Source organism: Kribbella sp. VKM Ac-2571 (assembly GCF_004362255.1).
Classification (GTDB): Bacteria; Actinomycetota; Actinomycetes; order Propionibacteriales; family Kribbellaceae; genus Kribbella; species Kribbella pratensis.
Genome location: NZ_SNWS01000005.1, coordinates 323,798 through 341,960, shown reverse-complemented (window position 1 = coordinate 341,960; position 18,163 = coordinate 323,798). Strand labels below are relative to the sequence as shown.

Genomic DNA, 18,163 nt, shown 5'->3' with positions numbered 1-18,163 from the left:
CGTCTTCACAACATCAGGCGTTGGAAAACACCGCCCCGAAATCATCTCCACCCCCGCAAACTACAACCCCACAAGCTCCCAGCCCGCCCGCGCACTTGAGCTCAGCTCGGCGACCCCGCCCGCGAACACCTGCCCCGCCTCCAAGCCCCGCAAGTCAGCCCGCCACTCGCCCAGATGATCCGCCATCCCCCAGACGATCCTCTCCGCTCCCATCCCGCCACCCGATCCCGGCCACCGTCTCTCGAGTCGTGGATTTCGGCGGTTGATTGCGCCTGACAGCAGCCTCGATCCACGACTCGCGGTTTCGGCGACCAGACAAACGCCACGACTCGGCATGACGGCGGATGAGCATTGGCTCTGCGAGGTCGACGCACCCGTGCGAGGTCGACGAGCCGGCCATTTGGGGAGGGTTGTCTACCCGAATCGGGCAGGAAACCTCCCCAGCCGACGCCTCTGCTAGGCGAGGTCGGCGGCCATCGAGGCGAAGACCACCTCGGGGTCCATGCCCTTGGGATCCTCACGCCAGCGGTGGACGGAGTCCGGGAGTACGTCCTCGTCGACCGTACCGACACCAGCCTGGATCAGGCGTTTGGCCTCCGCGATCCCGATGTCGACGTACTGCAACCCGTTGAGAAAGTAGTAGTCATGCCGGGCACCCTCGTTGTAGTGGAACTTCCCGGTGTTCCCGACATACGTCCAAACATCCTCCTCCACCAACGCCGCCACCCAGATCCGCCGCTCACCCTGACTCACAAGAAACAGCCGTGTCACGCCGGCCGCCTACTCGTTGGAGCCGGCGGCCATGGCGAGCACGTCGGAGAGGGCGAGTGGATTGGGGTCTGCCCGCCACTTGGCGAGTGACGTCGCGGAACGAGTCTCGTCGAGCATGCCGACCCCCTGATCGATCAGCCGCCGAGCCTCCGCTGGCCCGATCGGCTCATAGTCGAGGTCGCGTACCATGTAGAAGTCGTTGCGCAAGGCATTGTTGTTGTGGAACTTCCCGGTGTTCGCGACATACGAATACATCACCTCATGCGCCAGGGCAGCAACCCACACCAAGCGCTCCTCTTCCTTGACCAAGTAGAGCCTCATCGCACAATCCCATCAGTCTTGTAGAACGCGGTGGTGCGTGGCGTCTGCCGCTCGCCTCGTGGTGTCCCACGCCCGTTGTCCACAGGGCGCAGCCTGGAGTCACTGTAGTTGTTCACCTGAACCCGTGTTCCGCCCAGTTTCGTCAACCCGTCGATCCCCTGTGGAGGCGCCAACGTCCTCGAGGCCTCCACGGACCGCTGCCTGGCCTCCGTACGCTCCTCCAACGTGGCGGTCGCGCTGCGCTCGATCTCGTACCAGGGCGTTGTCATCTCCTTGACCTTCGCGGACGCGACCGAATGGAACTGGACCTCGACACGCGGACACCCTGAGATCGTCATGCCCGCATGGATGCCCTTGTACCTCGAACCTTCGGTGTACGAGTGCATCGCTGTCCTGACGTGCCAGTCGTGACTGTTCAGCTCGTCGACGGTTTGCCGAGCTGCCGCGACCAGTTCGTCAGGATTCTCGGTCAGCGCCGTGTAACGCAGTACGTCGTCGATCGGGAGGTGCTGGTCGGCGTCCATCCAGTCGGCAAGCTTGCGCGCGAGGGACTCTGGTGACTTGACTCGGCGGTCCAGCTGGTACGGCATGGTGCCTGACGGAAGTGAGTCGAGGAACTGAGCGGTCACGGTGGGTTCCACAGCCGCTGCCTGTTCGAGAAGGCGCAGGCTCCGCTCGGTTGCTTCGGGACCGTACCGGCGGCTGATTTCGGCTGTGGATGGTTGGGCGGCGCCCCAGTCGAGGGGGCGGGTGTTGTTGAGGGCTTCGTGGAGGGATTTTGGGGTGGGTGGTAGGGCTGGGGCGCCTGGCATCTGGTCCCCTTGGTCGGTTGGGTTGTTCTTTGACCGTAGGGAGTTGGGCGGGGGTTGTGGGGCGGGATTTGGGATCTGTGGATAACTCGGGTGGGTTACGGAATGGGTGGGGGTGGTGACCTTGGGGTGGTGGGGTCGTTGAAATGCGGGTAGGACCCAACCGGGTGGGCTGATCGGGGGTAGAGAAGGTATGCCGACGATGACGGGTGAGCCGGTGGTGGGGGTGCAGGGGCCGCCGGGGGACGGGCCTGGGTTCGTCGCGTGGGTGCGACCGCATCTGGTGGCGATGGCGCGGTTGGCGGGGCGGCTCGCGGTGGGGGCGGATCGGGACGACATCGTGCAGGAGGCGCTCGCGCGGGCGTGGGCCAAGCGGTCGCAGTACGATGCCAGCCGCGGTACGCCGTCTGCCTGGCTGCTCGCGATCACGGCGGATCAGGCCCGGAAGGCGGTACGCCGGATGCGCCCGGGTGGCACGTCCTTGTCGCTGATCGACGAGGTCACCGGCGCGCCGGTGTCGCGACCGGATCTCGACGCCCGGATGGACGTCGACCACGCGATCATGTCGCTGTCGGCACGGCAGCGGCTCGCGGTCGACTGCTACTACTTCGCCGACCTGTCGATCGCCGACACCGCCGCTGTCATGGGCTGCTCCGAAGGCACCGTGAAATCCACCCTCTCCGACGCGCGTAACCGACTCCGCACCCTCCTGGAGGTGACCGAATGAAGCAGACCGATGAAGTCGACGACCTGTTGACCCGCGCCGGGGCTCGCTGGCGGGCTGATCAGGAGGCGCCGCCGGAGCCTGATCTCGAGTACATGCTGAGCGGCGGCCGCAAGCACCGTCGCTGGGTGCCCGCGCTCGCCGCGGCCAGTGTGGCGGTGGTCGCGGCCGGCGTCATCGCCGTACTCCCGAACCCGAAGACCCCGACGGCAGAAGCCCCGGCCAGTCCGGTCGCCAGTGCCCCTGCCGGCGCCGGGACCCCGGAGTCGTTTGCTCAAGGCAACGATGATCTCCTGGTGAAGCCGGGCGACAAGGTGCGGGTGAGCGGCAGGATCATCGCTGCCCCGGGCAAGACTCCGGTCTTCTGTGCACCGCTGGCGGAGACGGCGATCGGTTATCCGCCCGGCAAGGAGCCGGCGCCGAAGTGCCCCGGCGACTTCGCGGTGCAGCTCAACGGCCTGAGCATGGACCAGGTCGTCGGTGCCAGAACGATCAAGGGCGTCCGCACCGGCTATGCGGCGGTCACCGGCATCTGGCGCGACCGCGCGATCGACGTACAGCAAGTGTCGGAGCCGATCAAGGAGACCCCGACCGGTCTGCCGAAGCTCCCGTGCGCGGCTCCGGCCGGCGGCTGGCCGTCGAAGCCGAGCAACATCGCCTCCGCTGCGGTGCAGGCGTTCCTCGCCGCACACGCCGATCAGGTGTACGGCCCGATCACCTTCTACCCGAACGGCACCTCTCGTGGTGCGCCCGTGGTGATGATGGCCGGCGTGGCGCACGGTGATCTCGCTGCGTTCCGCGAGGCGTTCGAGAAGGTGTACAGCGGCAACCTCTGTGTGGCGCCGGTCCTGATGAGCAACGCCGACAGCGAACGCGTCGGGAAGGCCATCGATCAGATCGTGGCCAAGCGAGACTTCGGTGTATTCGCGTACGGAGGCGCTGGAACGTCGGGAACCGCGGCACCGATCCAGGTGCTGGTCTACACCGAGCAGGTGAAGACGGCCCTCGCTCCGGCCGGGTTGGAGTTGCTCGACATCCGGCCGCAGGTCCGACCGGTCAAGTAGTCGTCAGGCTCGGGTAGTTGTGGAAGAAGTCCACGAGGAGGCGGGCGGTTGCTGCGGGCTGGTCGATGGCTGGTGAGTGGCCCGCGTCGGGAATGACCTCCGCCTCCACCCCAAGCGCTGCCGCCATCGCCTGCTGTACCGGGATCGGCCAGCCGTCGTCGCTCTCGCCGTACAGCACCTGTGCGCGTACGCCGGACTTCGCGAGCTGATCGGTCTTGTCCTCCGCGTCCGTCAGCCGGCGAGTGATCTCGGCCAGGCTGGTCGGCACGTTGCCGGTGAACCGCTTCCGCAGGAACGCTGCGACGTCCTCAGGCGGAGCGACGTACGCACGGCCCTTGCTGTCGTGGTCGAGCTTCATGTCGTACACCTGCTCGATGGGCAGGTTCTCCAGCCCGAACGCGAGCATCTGCAGGCTCTGCAGCGTCGCCTCGTCGGTGAACGCGGCAGGTCCCGAGCAGAGCAGGCTGATCGTGGAGAACACCGAAGGGTCGGTCAGCACTGCCTCACGCGCTACGAGCCCGCCGAACGAGTGCCCGACCAGCTGGCTGTACCCGCCCAGCGCCTTGCTCATCGCCACCACGTCCGCGCCCAGCTCCGCCAGCGAGTACGCCGACTTGTCGGACGGACCTGTGGTCTCGTACTGACCACGTTGGTCGACAGCCACCGCGCGCCACCCGTACCGGCACAGGTGGTCGACCAGGGGAGTGAAGTCCTCCTTGCTCCCCGTCCACCCCGGCACGAGCAGGACCGTGCCGAGCGGTGTACCGAGCTCCGGTACGGCGGTCAGTGTGGCGAACGCACCACGGTCGGTCTCGAGGGTCTCGGGGCGCACCCCGTCGGGCAGCGTCAACGTACGCGGCGTACTCACAAGTAGAGCGTACCGACGAACGGGTAGTGGTCGCCCGCGGGCAGGTGCCGGCGGAGTGTGTCAGGCGAGTACGGAGTCGGCGAGGCGTACCTCTACCCGTCGTTCGGTACGCGGTGTGGTCGGTGTTCCGCGGTACGGCACAATGGCCGGGTGCCTCGCACTCTCGCGGTCGCGAATCAGAAGGGCGGCGTCGCCAAGACGACCACCGTCGCCACCCTCGGCGCAGCCCTGGTCGAGCTCGGTCAACGGGTGCTGCTGGTCGACCTCGATCCACAGGCCTGTCTGACGTTCTCGGTCGGCATCGACCCCGAGGACCTGGACAAGTCGATCCACCACGTCTTGCTCGGCGGTGTGCGCGCCCACGACGTGCTGATCGAGCTGGACGACGCCCCGGACCTGCTGCCCGCGACGATCGCGTTGGCGACCGCCGACGTACAGCTGGCCCGGGAGAGCAGTCCAGAGCAGGTACTGCGGACCGCACTGCGCCCGCTGCGAACGTCGTACGACTGGATCATCGTGGACTGCCCACCCACGCTCGGCCTGCTCACCGTGAACGCGCTGTCGGCGGCGTCAGACGTGCTGATTCCCTTGCAGTGCGAGACGTTGGCACATCGTGGCGTAGGGCAACTACTCGACACGGTGCACGACGTACAACGGCTGACCAACCCCAGCCTGCGGGTGCTCGGTGTGCTCCCGACCCTGTACGACGGACGCACGACGCACGCCCGCACCGTCCTGGAGACGATCGCGGACACGTACTCGTTGGACGTGCTGCAGCCGGCGATCCCGAAGTCGATCCGGTTCGCGGAGGCGCCCGCGATCGGAGAGACCGTACTCAGCACGGCGCCGGCCTCGCCCGGTGCGAAGGCCTACCGGGCGTTGGCCGGCGCACTGCTCCACTGACCCCTGCTTCACTGACCGCTGTTGGCGGCCGGTGGCGGCAGAGTGGCCGGCTGGCGACGTAGCTTGCTCCGGAAGCGCCACAGCGGTACGAGGATGATCGCCAGTAGCACCAGGAACGGCAGCAGCGCGCCGACCGCGGTCGCGATCGAGGTGAACGCGGCGGTGAACGCATTCCAGCCGCTCTTCAGGCCGGCCACGAAGCCCTTGTCTTCCTTCGGCTCGGTGATCGCCGGCGGCTTGCCCTTCTCGGTCAGCGTCAGTGTGAGCGTCGCGAGATCGGTCTGCAGGGCCAGGTTCTTCTGCTTGGCCAGCAGCGATTCCAGATCGGCCTCACGACGGGTCAGCTCGCTCTCGACCGAGACGATCTCGCCGATAGTGTTCGCCTTCGCCATCAGCGCGCGCATCCGGTCCAGGCTGGCGCGTTGCGACTCGATCCGGCTGGCCACGTCGACCACCTGCTCGGTGACGTCGGTCGACTCCTGGTGGATCTGCGTGCGTTTGCCGAGATCGGAGAGCCGCTGGATGGCGGTCTCGAACGACTTGGTCGGGACCTTGAGGACAAGGTTCGACCGCGTGATCTTGCCGTCGGAGTCGCTGCCGGTGTCCTCGGAGGCCACCTGACCTTCCAGGCTGCCGATCGCGGCGACCGCCTTCTGCCGCATGCCGGAGACGTCGTCGCCCTCGACGGCCAGCGAGCCGCTCTTGATGATCGCCCGCGTGACCGTCGGCTGTTCGTTGCCGCCGCCCCCGGCCGCCTCCGACTTGCCTTCGGTCGGCGCCAGCGGTTTCGCGTTGTTCGCCGACTCACCGGAGCCGGAGCCCTGCTTCGCGGCCGGCGCCGGCGCGGCGTCGCCACTCGTGCTGTCGTTGCCGCTGGCACCACAACCGGCCAGTACCACGACCCCCACGACAGCCACCACGGCTGTTGCCGCTCTGATTCGCCTCATCACCCAGCCCCTCTCTCGTGGTTACCGCCCTAGGACGGCCCACGTGGGGCTGGCTGTTGCAGCTTCAGATCACCATTCGGAAACGGTCACTCCGGCGCACTGAATATCGGCGTCGTCGGCGCGGTGCGCGGCGCGGCCGCTTTCCGCGTCCGCTTCGCCGGCTTCTCGTCCGCCGCAGCTGACTGAGCTTCTTCGGCCGGTGCGTTCGCTTCGGCGGTCTCCCGCGTCCGCGTCCGCTTGACCGGCTTCTTCTCCGCAGCCTCGGCCGGAACCTCGACGGGTGCCGCGGCGGACTCGGTCGCGGCCGGCTCGGCGGTCTTGCGGGTCCGGGTGCGCTTGACCGGCTTCTTCTCCTCCGGGGCCTCGACAGCTGCCTCGACGGGTGCTTCGGCCGGAGCCTCGACAGCCGCAGTCTCCACAGCCGCAGACTCCGCGGCCGCGGTTTCCACGGTCTCCGCGGTCTTCCGGGTGCGGGTGCGCTTGCGGGCCTTCGGCGCCGGCGCCTCCTGCGGAGCCTCGGTCGCTACCGGTACTTCGGTCTTCGTGGTGACGTCGGCGAGCTCCTCGACCGGCTGACCGGCCCGCGTACGCTTCCGGGTCCGGTTGCGCTTCTTGGCAGCCGACCGCTCGCCCTCGGACCGTCCGTCATCGCGACGGCCTCGCGAGTCCTTCGAGCCGCGCGACTCCCGCGACTCACGGGGCTCCCGCGACTCCCGCGGCTCGTGGCCTTCCTTCGACTCGCGCGCCGGACGGATCCGGCCCTTCGCGTCCGACGGGATGCCGAGGTCGTGGAACAGCTCGGGCGAGGTGGAGTAGATCTCCTGCGGCTCGTCGTACGGCAGGTCGAGCGCCTTGTTGATGGTCTTCCACCGGGTGACGTCCGCCCAGTCGACGAAGGTGACCGCGATCCCGCTCGCTCCCGCGCGCCCGGTCCGCCCGATCCGGTGGATGTAGGCCTTCTCGTCCTCGGGGCAGGTGTTGTTGATGACGTGGGTGACGCCCTCGACGTCGATGCCCCGGGCCGCCACGTCGGTGCAGATCAGTACGTCGATCTTGTCGCCGCGGAACCGGGTCAGCGCGCGCTCGCGGGCCTGCTGGTTCAGGTCGCCGTGGATCGCTGCCGCCTTGAATCCACGGTCCTGCAGGTCGTCGGTCAGGCGGGACGCCTCGCGCTTGGTCTTGCAGAAGATCATCACCCGGCCGCGGTCCTCGGCCTGCAGGATCCGCGCCACCACCTCGGGCTTGTCCAGATCGTGCGCCCGGTAGACGAACTGTGCCGTGGTCGGCACCATCTGGGTGTCCTCGTGCGACTCCGCCCGGATGTTCAGCGGGTGCCGCATGTGGGTGCGGGCGAGCCCGATCACCGCCGACGGCATGGTTGCCGAGAACAACATGGTCTGGCGCAGCTCCGGCGTCTTGCGCAGGATCCGCTCGACGTCGGGCAGGAATCCGAGGTCGAGCATCTCGTCGGCCTCGTCCAGGACCAGGACCTTGATGTGGCCGAGGTCGAGAACGCCGCGGTTCGCCAGGTCCAGCAGGCGTCCCGGCGTACCGACGACGACGTCGACGCCGCTCTTCAGCGCGTCCAGCTGCGGTTCGTACGCGACACCGCCGTAGATGGTCAGCACGCGGACGGTGCGGACGGTGGAGGCGGTCTGCAGGTCCTTGGCGACCTGGATGGTCAGCTCGCGGGTCGGGGTGACGACCAGCGCCTGCGGCTTGCCGGGTGCGGCGAGCTCCTCGTAGTCGGCCTCGCCGGGGGAGATCGTGCGCTGAAGCAGCGGGATGCCGAAACCGAGTGTCTTGCCGGTGCCGGTACGGGCCTGCCCGATCAGGTCGGTGCCCATCAGGGCCACCGGGAGAGTCATCTCCTGGATCGGGAAGGGTTCGGTGATGTTGACGCGGTCGAGCGCGTCACAGATCTCGGGGAGCACCCCGAGCTCTCGGAAGGTGGTCAGGCTGATCGCCTCTCACATGCTTGTGCGGACAGATGCTCAGTGGCCGGGCGCCTGGGGCATGAAAGCCCCGATCGTGAGGCGCGGGGACACTGTGCAAGCACCTCGCACCAGCTTGCCCATCTGGGCGCGTCACCGGCGAATCACTCACCAGTGTAACCGCAGCAGCTGTCAACGCCGCTTCGTGTGGCATGCGCCACTGTCCGGCGCGGCCCGACAGAGTGCCGGGCAGCCCGTTTCCACCGTTCTTCTCTTTGATGCATTTCCACTCACTGTCCCGCGCGGCCCGATAGGGTGCCGGGCATGGAGCAGACGGCCTTTGATGATCCCGCCTACCGGGCCGCGGCGGTGGATCTGCTGGGAGTGCTCGCGTACGGCGAGCTGACCGCGTTCGAACGAATGGCGGAGGACGCCAAACTGGCGCCGACCCTGGACGACAAGGCGGAGTTGGCGGCGCTGGCGACCACCGAGTTCGGCCACTTCCAGCGACTCCGGGACCGGCTCGTGCAGCTGGGCGTGGACCCGATGGAAGCAATGCGGCCGTTCGTCACGCCGCTGGACGCGTTCCACGACCACACCGCGCCGTCCGACTGGCTCGAGGGCCTGGTCAAGGCGTACGTCGGGGACGGGCTGGCCAACGACTTCTACCGGGAGATCGCGTCGTTCGTGGACGCGGAGACGCGGGGCCTGGTGCTGGAGGTGTTCGCCGACTCCGGTCAGGCCGAGTTCGTGGTGGACCGCGTCCGGTCGGCGATCGAGGAGGACCCGAAGCTCGGTGGCCGGCTGGCGCTGTGGGGCCGCCGGCTGGTGGGCGAGGCCCTCAGCCAGGCCCAGCGGATCGCCGCGGACCGCGACTCGCTGGCCGCTCTGCTGGCCGGCAGCGTCGACCGGCCCGGCCTGGACCTGGCGGCCATCGGCCGCATGCTCACCCGCCTGACCGAGGCCCACACCGCCCGCATGACCGCCCTCGGCCTCCAGGCCTGATCCCGGACAGGGCAACGGCCGCCTGCCCCGGGTGGGGTGGCGGCCGTTTGGTGCTGCCTGGATCAGGCGGCTCTCGGCTTGCTGTTGCGCGCGGAGATGATCGCGATGACGATCGCGGCGCAGATGATCTGGATCAGGTACTGGATCCAGTCCGGGCCGGAGGTGTCCTTGACGCCGAGGAAGTAGGCAATCAGACCGCCGAGGAAGGCGCCGATGCCGCCGCCCAGGATTGTCCAGCCGAGGCTGATGTTCTGCTTGCCGGGGAGCACCAGGCGGGCCAGCGGCCCGAAGATGATGCCCGCGATGAGGCTGACGATGATCATCCAGACCCAGAACACGGTGTCCTCCTTATGAGGGATGGTGAACCTGCGCCGATCCGGTGCCCCGTGACAAACCGGACCACTACGGACGCAGGTCTCACCGCCATCGTGCCCCCTCGGTGGCACTCCGCAACCCGGACACGCGCGACTGTGTCCGGAACGCGATCAGATCGCGCCGAATCCGACCTTACGGGTGGACACCTCGCCGATCTCGACGTACGCCAGCCGGTCGGCCGGGATCAGCACCCGGCGGCCCTTCTCGTCGGCCAGTTCGAGCAGACCGGACTTGCCGGTGAGCGCCGCCGCCACCAGTTCCTGGACCTCATCCGGAGTCTGCTCGCTCTCCAGAACCAATTCACGATTGGCGTGTTGCACGCCGATCTTGACCTCCACGAAACCCTCCGGGCACGCTCCGACCGGCGACTCTCGCCGGTGACGCTTCGAGCCTATCCGCTGGCGAACCCCACCTCTCACCCGTCCGCCCAAAGCAGAACCCAGGTGCCAGGGGCAGACCTCAGTTGTCGGTGCGCGGGAAGCCGCGGATGCCGCGCCAGGCCAGCGAGGCGACCAGGTCGGCGGCCTGCTGCTGCGGGAACGAGGGGTCGCCGGCGCCGAGCCAGTAACGGGCGCTGACCTGGGCCATGCCGACCAGGCTGACGGCCAGCACCATCGACTGCTCGCGGCTGAGGCCGGCATCGGCGCTGATCACCTCGGAGACGGCCTCGGCGCAGGCGTGGGTGACGCGGTCGACGCGCTCCCGGACGGCCGGCTCGTTCGTCAGGTCCGACTCGAACACCAGGCGGAAAGCGCCTTGAGCGTTCGCGACGTAGTCGTAGAACGCGTGCATCGTCGCCGCGACCCGGAGCTTGTTGTCCTCGGTCGACTTCAGCGCGTCCTGCACGGAGGCGACGATCGCGTCGCAGGAGGTGTCCAGCAGCGCCAGGTACAACTCCAGCTTCCCGGGGAAGTGCTGGTACAGGACCGGCTTGGACACGCCGGCCCGGTCTGCGATGTCGTCCATCGCGGCGGCGTGGTACCCGTTCGCGACGAAAACTTCCTGGGCAGCCTCGAGCAGTTGCGCGCGACGGGCCAGCCGGGGCAGGCGGCTGCCACGCTTGGGTGCGGTCTCCGGTGTCGTCGACACGGTCGGCTCCTTCGAGGGTGCGCTCCGGCTGCCGTCTGCGTCGGCCGCCGGGTCGTTCCCCGAATCCTACCCAGCGGTCCTCCTCGCCAGTAGCTTCCCCGCCGAACCGTGTTCCATCGTGGTAGCTGTCAGCGGTAGTCGTCCTCGTCGGATTCGCCCACCTCGCGGCGCTGCTCCTCCACGTCCGCCGGGTCCGCCTCGACGGGTACGTCCGGCTCCGACTCCTCCTGGTCGGTGTCGTCGGCCGTGTCGTGCTCGGCGTCGAAGGCCGGGTCGTAGTCCGGGCCTTCGAAGTCGGTCTCAGTCATGTCGCCTCCTTGGTAGGTAGCGGCTGCGGGTCGTCGTACAGCCCTTCCAGTACGTCGCCGTACTCCTCGATCCGGGCGAGGACGTCGTGCGGCAGGAACCTGAGGTCCTCCGGTGAGGTGGCGGACGCCACCTCGTCCCAGTCGATCGGTGTGGACACCCGGGGCTCGTCGGAGCCGCGGAGCGAGTACGGCGCCAGCGTGGTCTTCGCGCTGGCGTTCTGGCTCCAGTCGATGAACACCTTGCCCGGCCGCAGTGCCTTGGTCATGTTGGCGGTCACGCTCTCCGGCAACGCCTCCGCCAGTTGCTCGGCCAACTGCTTCGCGAACGCGCTGGTCTGCCTGGACGATGCAGGCTCGATCGGCACGTACAGGTGCATTCCCTTGTTCCCGGACGTCTTGGGCCAGCCTTCCATGCCGTAGTGACCCAGTAGCTGCCGCAGTGCGAGTGCAACGTCGCAGCACTCGACGATGCTCGCTCCCGGGCCCGGGTCCAGGTCGAACACGATCAGGTCCGCCTGCGGGTCCCGGCCCTGGTCGGAGAGCCCGATCCGCCACTGCGGGACGTGCAGCTCGAGCGCAGCCAGGTTAGCCAGCCACACCACGGTCTGTACGTCGTCACAGACCACGAAACTCATTTCGTCGCGGCCCGTCGAGCTACCGGGCGTAGGCAGCGTCTCGGTCCGTACCCAGTCCGGCGTACCGCGTGGAGCGTTCTTCTCGAAGAAGAACGCCGCTGCGGTGCCGTCCGGCCACCGTTTGCGGGTGAGGGGCCGGTCGGACAGGTGTGGCAGCAGCAACGCGGCCACCTGGTGGTAATAGTCGATGACCTCGGCCTTGGTGAACCCGGTCTGTGGATACAGGACCTTGCTGAGGTTGGTGAGCTTCATCGTCTGCCCATCCACCTCGGTCGTCAGCTGCTGCTGCGCTCCTGCCATGCGTCCCAGTCTCCACCTCGACAGCGTCTTAAGCGGGGTCTGGCGACTCTGCGCCTACTGCGCGGCGCTCGGCGGGCACATCGCCGCGTTGGAGGACGAGGCACGGAGAACCCCACTCCGAGCCTCGCCCTCCGCCTTGCGCTGCACTCCGCCGAGCACCTGCTCGCTACGGCGCAGAGTCCCCAGACCCCGCTTAACATGGGTGCGTGGATAGTTACGGGCCAGTAACCGGGGACGCCGTACCCGTGGAACTGCGGAAGTGGCCGGAGCGGCGGGTGCCGGTCGCAGGGGTGGACCTGCTGGTCAGAGACGTGCCGGATGCGGCACCGGACCTGCCGCCCGCCCTGTTCGTCCACGGCATGGGCGGGTCGTCGCTGAACTGGACCGCGCTCGGCCTGTTGCTCAACGACACGATCCGGGGCATTGCTCCTGACCTGCCGGGTTTCGGTCGTACGCCGCTTTCCGGTGTGACCGGGATCTCGGAGCAGGCCGACGTACTGATCCAGCTGCTGGAACGCGAGTACGACGAGCCTGTGCACGTGTTCGGGAACTCGATGGGTGGCGCCTCGTCTGTGGCGCTCGCAGCGCAGCGTCCCGACCTGGTGGCGTCACTGACGCTCGTGTCGCCCGCACTGCCGCATCCACGGGTGTCGGCGAGTGCGCTGTGGTTCACCGCGCTGGCGACGCCCCGGATCGGTCCCGCCGTACTGGAGCGGACGCAGCGGTTGCCGTTCGACCAGCGGTTCCAGGCGTCGTTGGCGATGGTGTTCGGGGACCCGCGGTCGCTGCCGCCCGAGGTGCGCGCGGCGTACGAGGAGGAGTTGCATCGGCGCGACACCGATCCGTGGGGCCGGCAGGCCACTGTGGAGGCGGCGCGGAGCATCCTGCGCTCGTCACTGGCCAGACCGCGCAGATCACTCTGGGCGGACGCCGCAAGAGTCGGGTGCCCGGTGCTGCTGATCTACGGCGGCAAGGACCGACTGGTCGACGCACGGATCCGCACCAAGGCCCAGCGCACCTTCCCGAACGCCCACCTCCTCTACCTGCCGCAGTCAGGACATGTCGCGCAGATGGAGCACCCGGATCAGGTGGCTCGGGCGTTCCGTCACCTGATCGCCTGATCGAGTCGAATCCGAGGCCCGGCTGAGACACGACTGAGCGGAGCGTCAGGTCAACTTGGGCGCGTGATTGGCAGAACCGCCCGAAATCTGTCGTTGGGAATCGCCGTACTCCTTGGTGTGGGGCCCCTGACCGCGACCGCCGCACCGCCGGTTGTTGCTCAGAGCAACCAATGGGACGTCCGGCCTGTTGCCGGCGGATATCAACTGACCCTGCACCTCGACGCACCCGCACCGATGCGCGCATCGCTGCCGCTGCTGGAGGTCGACGGTACGCCGCTCGGTGTTGCGAAGCAGTCGCCGGACCGGAAGACGCTGACGCTCGTCAGCACCGATCCGGCCGTGTTGAAAGCGCGCGACGTCCGCCTGGTGTGGTCCGGAGACCTCGGCAAGGAGGCCGGCAAGAGCCGGAGCATCGGCTCCGCGGGACCGACCGATGCCGACTGGCTGAAGGCTCGGCGTGGACCGCTGCTGCCGTCGGATCCCGGTGCGCTGGGCAAGTACAAGGTCGACACCGCGGAGTACAACCTGGGTGACGAGGCCGTGTACCTACCAGGTCTCGTGCACCGCTCCGAGCTCCGCGGGAAGGTGTACTCCCCACGTGGTGCGGTGGGCCCGCGCCCGCTGGTGGTCTTCCTGCACGGTCGCCACGAGGTCTGCTACGGCGAGCCCACTCACCCGTCCGACAACGAGAAGCCGTGGCCGTGTCCGCCGGGCATGAAGCCCATCCCCAGCTACCGCGGGTACGACGGTCCGGCGACCGCACTGGCCAGCAACGGGTACCAAGTGGTCTCGATCAGCGCGAACGCGATCAACGGCTGGGACAGCGACGCGTACGACGCCGGCGCACAGGCGCGGGCCGAGCTGATCCTGGACCACCTCGCACTGTGGAGGAAGTGGTCGACGACCGGCGGGGCACCGTTCGGTGTGAGGTTCGTCGGCAAGATCAACCTGCAGAACGTGGGGCTGATGGGGCACTCACGTGGCGGCGAGGGCGTTGCGAGGGCCGCTGTGCTCAACGCTGACCGCGGCGGCCAGTACGGGATCCGAGCAGTGCTCCCGCTGGCCCCCACCGACTTTGCGCGAGCCACGGTGCCCGGTGTGGCGATGAGCGTCGTACTGCCGTACTGCGACGGTGACGTGTCCGATCTGCAGGGCCAGAAGTTCTACGACGACACCAGGTACTCCGTTGGCGGTGACACCGCGCCGCGCTCCACGGTCACGGTGCTCGGCGCCAACCACAACTTCTTCAACACCGAGTGGACCCCTGGTCAGTCGGTGGCTCCGTCGAACGACGACTGGTTCGGTGACGAGAAGGCGTCGCCGTGCGGAGCGAAGTACGCGGGCCGGCTGACGGCGAAGCAGCAGCAGGCAGTAGGTACGGCGTACGTGGCTGGGTTCTTCCGGCTGCAGTTGGGTCACGAGAAGCAGTTCCTGGCGCAGTTCGACGGGTCGGACTCACGGGCGGCGTCCGCCGGAAAGGCCGTCGTACGAGTGGTGTCACAGGCACCGCTGGGGTCGCGGCGGGACCTGAACCACTTCGACAAGGCGCTGCCGAAGGGCGCCGTCAGCGGCAAGGTGTCTGCGACTGTGTGCGCGGGTGTGAGCGGTCCGGCCAGGCGGGCTGGTGTGCCGACGTGCATGGAGACCGAGGACTGGGGCAACGCGCCGCACTGGGATACGGCGTGGTTCGCCGCAAAGACACCGACCACAGCGGTCACGAAGCTCAAGTGGACAGGTGCGAACGGGATCGTGCGCGTCGACGTACCTGCTGGGCAGCGCGACGTACGCCGGTTTGCGGCGCTGACGTTCCGTGCCGCACCGGACCCGGCCGGAGCGCCCAAGACCGACCTGAGCGTCCAGGTCGTCGACGGGCATGGCCGGGCAGCAGTAGTACCGGTGTCTGCGGTCAGCGATGCTCTGGTGCGGATGCCGGGCAGCAACGAGGTCGGGCTGCCGAAGAACCTGCTGCGGACCGTCCGCATCCCGGTGGCGTCGCTGAAGGGCGTGAACCTGCGCGACGTGCGTGCTGTGGAGCTGCGGACGGACAGGGTTGCCAGTGGGTCGGCGTACGTGAGTGATCTGGGCTTCGCGTCGCCCGGGCTCGGGCTCTCGGGACCTGCGGTCTTGCTGCCGAAGCTGTCCGCGTCCAGCGTCACCGTGAAGGAGGGGGACACCGGCGCGCACACAGTGGACTTCTGGGTGCGCATGTCCCGGCCGAGCATTCGCCCGGTCAGCGTGTACGTCGAGACGAACGGGGACCTCGGCGAGTCCGTGGGGGACGTTGCGCGCCAGCTCGTGTTCAAACCGGGTCAGGTACGGCAGAAGGTGACTGTGCCGATCAAGGCGAACACTCGGGACAGCTACGACCTGCCGTTCAGCCTGGTGCTCTCAGCACCGCATGACGCGCTGCTGGACGAGTCGTTCGGCCACGGCCTCGTCGTCGACGACGACCCGACTCCGATGCTGACGCTCGGCAACCTGAAGGCGACCGAGAAGGCCGGCGTGGTGAGCTTCCCGGTCAAGCTGTCCGCGCCGAGCGACAAGTACGTCAGCTTCTCCGGCGTCCTGAAGGACGGTACGGCGGTGATCCGCAGGGACTACCGCAGCGTCAACGACGACGGCACCGGCGCGGCCGACCGGACCATCGACGGGTACGTCGAACCCGGTAAGACCACCGGTGACCTCCAGGTCAAGATCCTCGACGACAGACTCAAGGAACCGTCCGAGACCTTCACAGCGGTGATCAACCAGATCGACAGCGCCGTACTGAAGCTCCCCACCACCCTGACCGCCTCCATCACCGACAACGACTGATCCCCTCTTGGAGCACCCACCAACCAAAATCGCCCGTCGAAAACGGTTGACGGGTGCTCAACGTGAGACGCGGGGACCGCGATGTGGACTGCGGCAGGGGCGATTGGGATAGTGCGGGAACATGGAGGAGGGACAGATGGTTGAAAACCGGAGATCCCGTCCGACGTCTTCCTGAGGAGCCGACACGTGTCACTGCCACCGCTGGTCGAACCGGCCGACGAGCTGACTATTGACGAGGTGCGGCGGTATTCGCGGCACCTGATCATCCCCGAGGTCGGGATGGCCGGGCAGAAGCGGCTGAAGAACGCCAAGGTGCTGGTGATCGGCGCAGGCGGTCTCGGCAGCCCCGCGCTGCTCTACCTGGCCGCCGCCGGGGTCGGCACGCTCGGCATCGTCGAGTTCGACACCGTCGACGAGTCCAACCTGCAGCGCCAGATCATCCACGGCCAGTCCGACGTGGGGAAGTCCAAGGCCCAGTCGGCCAAGGACTCCATCCTCGAGACCAACCCGAACACCAACGTGGTCCTGCACGAGGTGCGCCTCGACAACGACAACGTGTTCGAGATCTTCGAGCAGTACGACCTGATCGTCGACGGCACCGACAACTTCGCCACCCGCTACCTGGTGAACGACGCCGCGGTGCTGCTCGGCAAGCCGTACGTCTGGGGCTCGATCTTCCGCTTCGACGGCCAGGTCAGCGTGTTCTGGGCCGAGCACGGGCCGTGCTACCGCTGCCTGTACCCGGAGCCCCCGCCGCCCGGCATGGTTCCGTCCTGCGCCGAGGGCGGTGTCCTCGGCGTGCTCTGCGCGTCGGTCGGCGCCGCGCAGGTCACCGAGGCGATCAAGCTGCTCACCGGCATCGGCGACCCGTCGCTCGGCCGGCTGAACATCTACGAGGCGCTCGACCTGAACTGGCGTGCGCTGAAGGTCCGCAAGGACCCGAACTGCGCGATCTGCGGCGAGAACCCGACCGTCACCGAGCTGATCGACTACGAGAGCTTCTGCGGCGCCCTGACCGAGGAGGCGGCCGACGCGGCCGTCGGCTCGACCATCTCGGTGAAGCAGCTCAGCGAGTGGATCAAGCTGAAGGACAACGGCGAGAAGGACTTCATGCTGATCGACGTCCGGGAGCCGAACGAGTACGAGATCAACAAGATCCCGGGCTCGGTGCTGATCCCGAAGGCGGACTTCCAGACCGGTGTCGCACTGGAGAAGCTGCCGCAGGACAAGCAGCTGGTCTTCCACTGCAAGTCCGGCGTCCGCTCCGCCGAGGTGCTCGCGATCGCCAAGGGCGCGGGCTTCTCCGACGCGGTGCACGTCGGCGGAGGCGTGGTCGCCTGGGTCGACCAGATCGACCCGAGTCAGCCCTCGTACTGAACCGCCGTACTGTCAGAAGTCCATCCGGCAGGACGCGATCGCCTCAGTGGCTACGTGATCACCTGTAACCACTGGGGCGTCGTCGCGTCCGGACAGCGTTCGCATGTAAGCGACCGCGTCCACCGCGGCGTGACCGACCGGCTCACCCCTCCCCAGCAGATAGGTCCCACCTCCGGGCCCGGTGAGTTCGAGCACGACGGCCGGCCGGTCACCCCAGAACGGTCCGGACGCTTCCAGGTCGTAGACGACCTGGGCGATCAGCTCTTCGGCGTACGGCCCCGGGTCGAACGGCCGGCCGAGCGCCTGGCACACGTCGTCGCGGTGCATCCACAGGTCCCGCGCCAGCAGGATGTCCTGTACATAGCCGAACGACATCCGGGGCGCCGGGTCCACCTGCATCGATACCCGCCGGAACAACTCCGGAGCGCGCGAGATCTTCCGGGTCGCCTTCGTCCACACCTGGTCGAACAGCTCCCGGAGCTCGGCCGGCGGCGTACCGCGGTGTTCGTCGGCCTGCAGCATCATGTGCGCGTCGAACCGGGGCACGCCCGGGTACGCCCGCTTGTTCTTGAGCCATCGCCGCGGGAACGAGGTCAGCTTGATCACGTCCTCCGCCTGTCCGATCAGGTGGCCGGCGATGTCCGCGACGTCCCAGGCGTCGCAGACGGTCCGTCGCTGCCACTCGTCGCCCTCGATCGACGCGAGCAATGCGTGCCACGCCTGGAGCTCTGAGTCCCGGTGGATCCGGCACCGCGCCCGGTCGGCCCGCCCGATCTGCTCCGCGAGTACTGCGGTCAT

General features: G+C 68.0%; 19 protein-coding genes. 7 read left to right on the top strand and 12 right to left on the bottom strand.

The genetic code is table 11. The features are described from left to right. Positions 1-456: 456 nt before the first annotated feature. Genes EV651_RS14185 through EV651_RS14175 form a run of 3 tightly spaced genes read right to left on the bottom strand, consistent with a single transcriptional unit; the run spans position 457 to position 1,721 of the window. Positions 457-771: a hypothetical protein gene (locus EV651_RS14185; RefSeq protein WP_133785611.1), complete on the bottom strand. Its 315-nt coding sequence runs from the start codon at positions 769-771 to the stop codon at positions 457-459. 9 nt (positions 772-780) lie between these two features. Further along, positions 781-1,092: a hypothetical protein gene (locus tag EV651_RS14180; protein ID WP_133785610.1), complete on the bottom strand. Its 312-nt coding sequence runs from the start codon at positions 1,090-1,092 to the stop codon at positions 781-783. Beyond that, a complete protein-coding gene (locus EV651_RS14175; protein ID WP_133785609.1) occupies positions 1,089-1,721 on the bottom strand; it encodes a hypothetical protein in 633 nt (210 codons plus the stop codon). The genes EV651_RS14180 and EV651_RS14175 overlap by 4 nt, the downstream gene beginning before the upstream one ends. Before the next feature lie 373 nt (positions 1,722-2,094). On the opposite strand from EV651_RS14175, the gene EV651_RS14170 reads away from it, so the two are divergent. Together EV651_RS14170 and EV651_RS14165 are read left to right on the top strand one after the other, a co-directional pair. Further along, positions 2,095-2,628: an RNA polymerase sigma factor gene (locus EV651_RS14170; RefSeq protein ID WP_133785608.1), complete on the top strand. Its 534-nt coding sequence runs from the start codon at positions 2,095-2,097 to the stop codon at positions 2,626-2,628. Next, complete coding sequence (locus tag EV651_RS14165) at positions 2,625-3,689, top strand: hypothetical protein (RefSeq protein WP_133785607.1); 1,065 nt, start codon at positions 2,625-2,627, stop codon at positions 3,687-3,689. The genes EV651_RS14170 and EV651_RS14165 overlap by 4 nt, the downstream gene beginning before the upstream one ends. Here the strand turns inward: EV651_RS14165 and EV651_RS14160 are convergent. Further along, positions 3,682-4,557: an alpha/beta fold hydrolase gene (locus tag EV651_RS14160; protein WP_133785606.1), complete on the bottom strand. Its 876-nt coding sequence runs from the start codon at positions 4,555-4,557 to the stop codon at positions 3,682-3,684. The genes EV651_RS14165 and EV651_RS14160 overlap by 8 nt on opposite strands. A 150-nt stretch (positions 4,558-4,707) precedes the next feature. Between EV651_RS14160 and EV651_RS14155 the strand changes: the two genes are divergently transcribed. Continuing rightward, positions 4,708-5,460 carry a ParA family protein gene (locus tag EV651_RS14155; RefSeq protein WP_133785605.1) on the top strand — a complete coding sequence of 251 codons (753 nt, stop codon included), beginning with the start codon at positions 4,708-4,710 and terminating at the stop codon, positions 5,458-5,460. A gap of 8 nt (positions 5,461-5,468) precedes the next feature. Here the strand turns inward: EV651_RS14155 and EV651_RS14150 are convergent, their stop codons facing one another. Further along, entirely contained in the window at positions 5,469-6,407 is a 939-nt protein-coding gene (locus EV651_RS14150) for a DUF4349 domain-containing protein (RefSeq protein WP_133785604.1), read from the bottom strand. An 86-nt stretch (positions 6,408-6,493) separates the two neighbouring features. After that, the gene (locus EV651_RS14145) at positions 6,494-8,341 is read right to left on the bottom strand and encodes a DEAD/DEAH box helicase (protein ID WP_238156878.1); all 1,848 of its coding nucleotides are present in this window, start codon (positions 8,339-8,341) and stop codon (positions 6,494-6,496) included. A gap of 324 nt (positions 8,342-8,665) precedes the next feature. Between EV651_RS14145 and EV651_RS14135 the strand changes: the two genes are divergently transcribed. Next, positions 8,666-9,346 (top strand): ferritin-like fold-containing protein, encoded by a 681-nt coding sequence (locus tag EV651_RS14135; protein WP_133785601.1) that lies wholly within the window; start codon positions 8,666-8,668, stop codon positions 9,344-9,346. Between the two features lie 62 nt (positions 9,347-9,408). Here EV651_RS14135 and EV651_RS14130 read toward each other — a convergent pair whose 3' ends face one another. The 5 genes from EV651_RS14130 to ligD form a co-directional block, all read right to left on the bottom strand. Then, entirely contained in the window at positions 9,409-9,684 is a 276-nt protein-coding gene (locus EV651_RS14130; RefSeq protein WP_202870327.1) for a GlsB/YeaQ/YmgE family stress response membrane protein, read from the bottom strand. Between the two features lie 147 nt (positions 9,685-9,831). Beyond that, on the bottom strand, positions 9,832-10,059 hold the full coding sequence (locus tag EV651_RS14125) for a DUF3107 domain-containing protein (RefSeq protein ID WP_133785600.1): 228 nt from the start codon (positions 10,057-10,059) through the stop codon (positions 9,832-9,834). Between the two features lie 121 nt (positions 10,060-10,180). After that, complete coding sequence (locus EV651_RS14120; protein ID WP_130383969.1) at positions 10,181-10,810, bottom strand: TetR/AcrR family transcriptional regulator; 630 nt, start codon at positions 10,808-10,810, stop codon at positions 10,181-10,183. A 128-nt stretch (positions 10,811-10,938) separates the two neighbouring features. After that, on the bottom strand, positions 10,939-11,118 hold the full coding sequence (locus EV651_RS14115; RefSeq protein ID WP_133785599.1) for a hypothetical protein: 180 nt from the start codon (positions 11,116-11,118) through the stop codon (positions 10,939-10,941). Continuing rightward, positions 11,115-12,053: a non-homologous end-joining DNA ligase gene (ligD, locus tag EV651_RS14110; RefSeq protein WP_133785598.1), complete on the bottom strand. Its 939-nt coding sequence runs from the start codon at positions 12,051-12,053 to the stop codon at positions 11,115-11,117. Before ligD ends, EV651_RS14115 begins: the two co-directional genes overlap by 4 nt. Before the next feature lie 206 nt (positions 12,054-12,259). Here ligD and EV651_RS14105 point away from each other — a divergent pair, with 206 nt between their 5' ends. The 3 genes from EV651_RS14105 (at position 12,260) to moeZ (ending at position 17,365) form a co-directional block, all read left to right on the top strand. Beyond that, complete coding sequence (locus EV651_RS14105; RefSeq protein WP_133785597.1) at positions 12,260-13,174, top strand: alpha/beta fold hydrolase; 915 nt, start codon at positions 12,260-12,262, stop codon at positions 13,172-13,174. 63 nt (positions 13,175-13,237) lie between these two features. Then, the gene (locus EV651_RS14100) at positions 13,238-15,988 is read left to right on the top strand and encodes a Calx-beta domain-containing protein (RefSeq protein WP_238156877.1); all 2,751 of its coding nucleotides are present in this window, start codon (positions 13,238-13,240) and stop codon (positions 15,986-15,988) included. A 186-nt stretch (positions 15,989-16,174) separates the two neighbouring features. Beyond that, positions 16,175-17,365: an adenylyltransferase/sulfurtransferase MoeZ gene (gene moeZ, locus EV651_RS14095; RefSeq protein WP_133785595.1), complete on the top strand. Its 1,191-nt coding sequence runs from the start codon at positions 16,175-16,177 to the stop codon at positions 17,363-17,365. Between the two features lie 12 nt (positions 17,366-17,377). Here the strand turns inward: moeZ and EV651_RS14090 are convergent, their stop codons facing one another. Then, positions 17,378-18,163, bottom strand: a complete 786-nt coding sequence (locus EV651_RS14090; protein ID WP_133785594.1) for a maleylpyruvate isomerase family mycothiol-dependent enzyme — start codon at positions 18,161-18,163, stop codon at positions 17,378-17,380.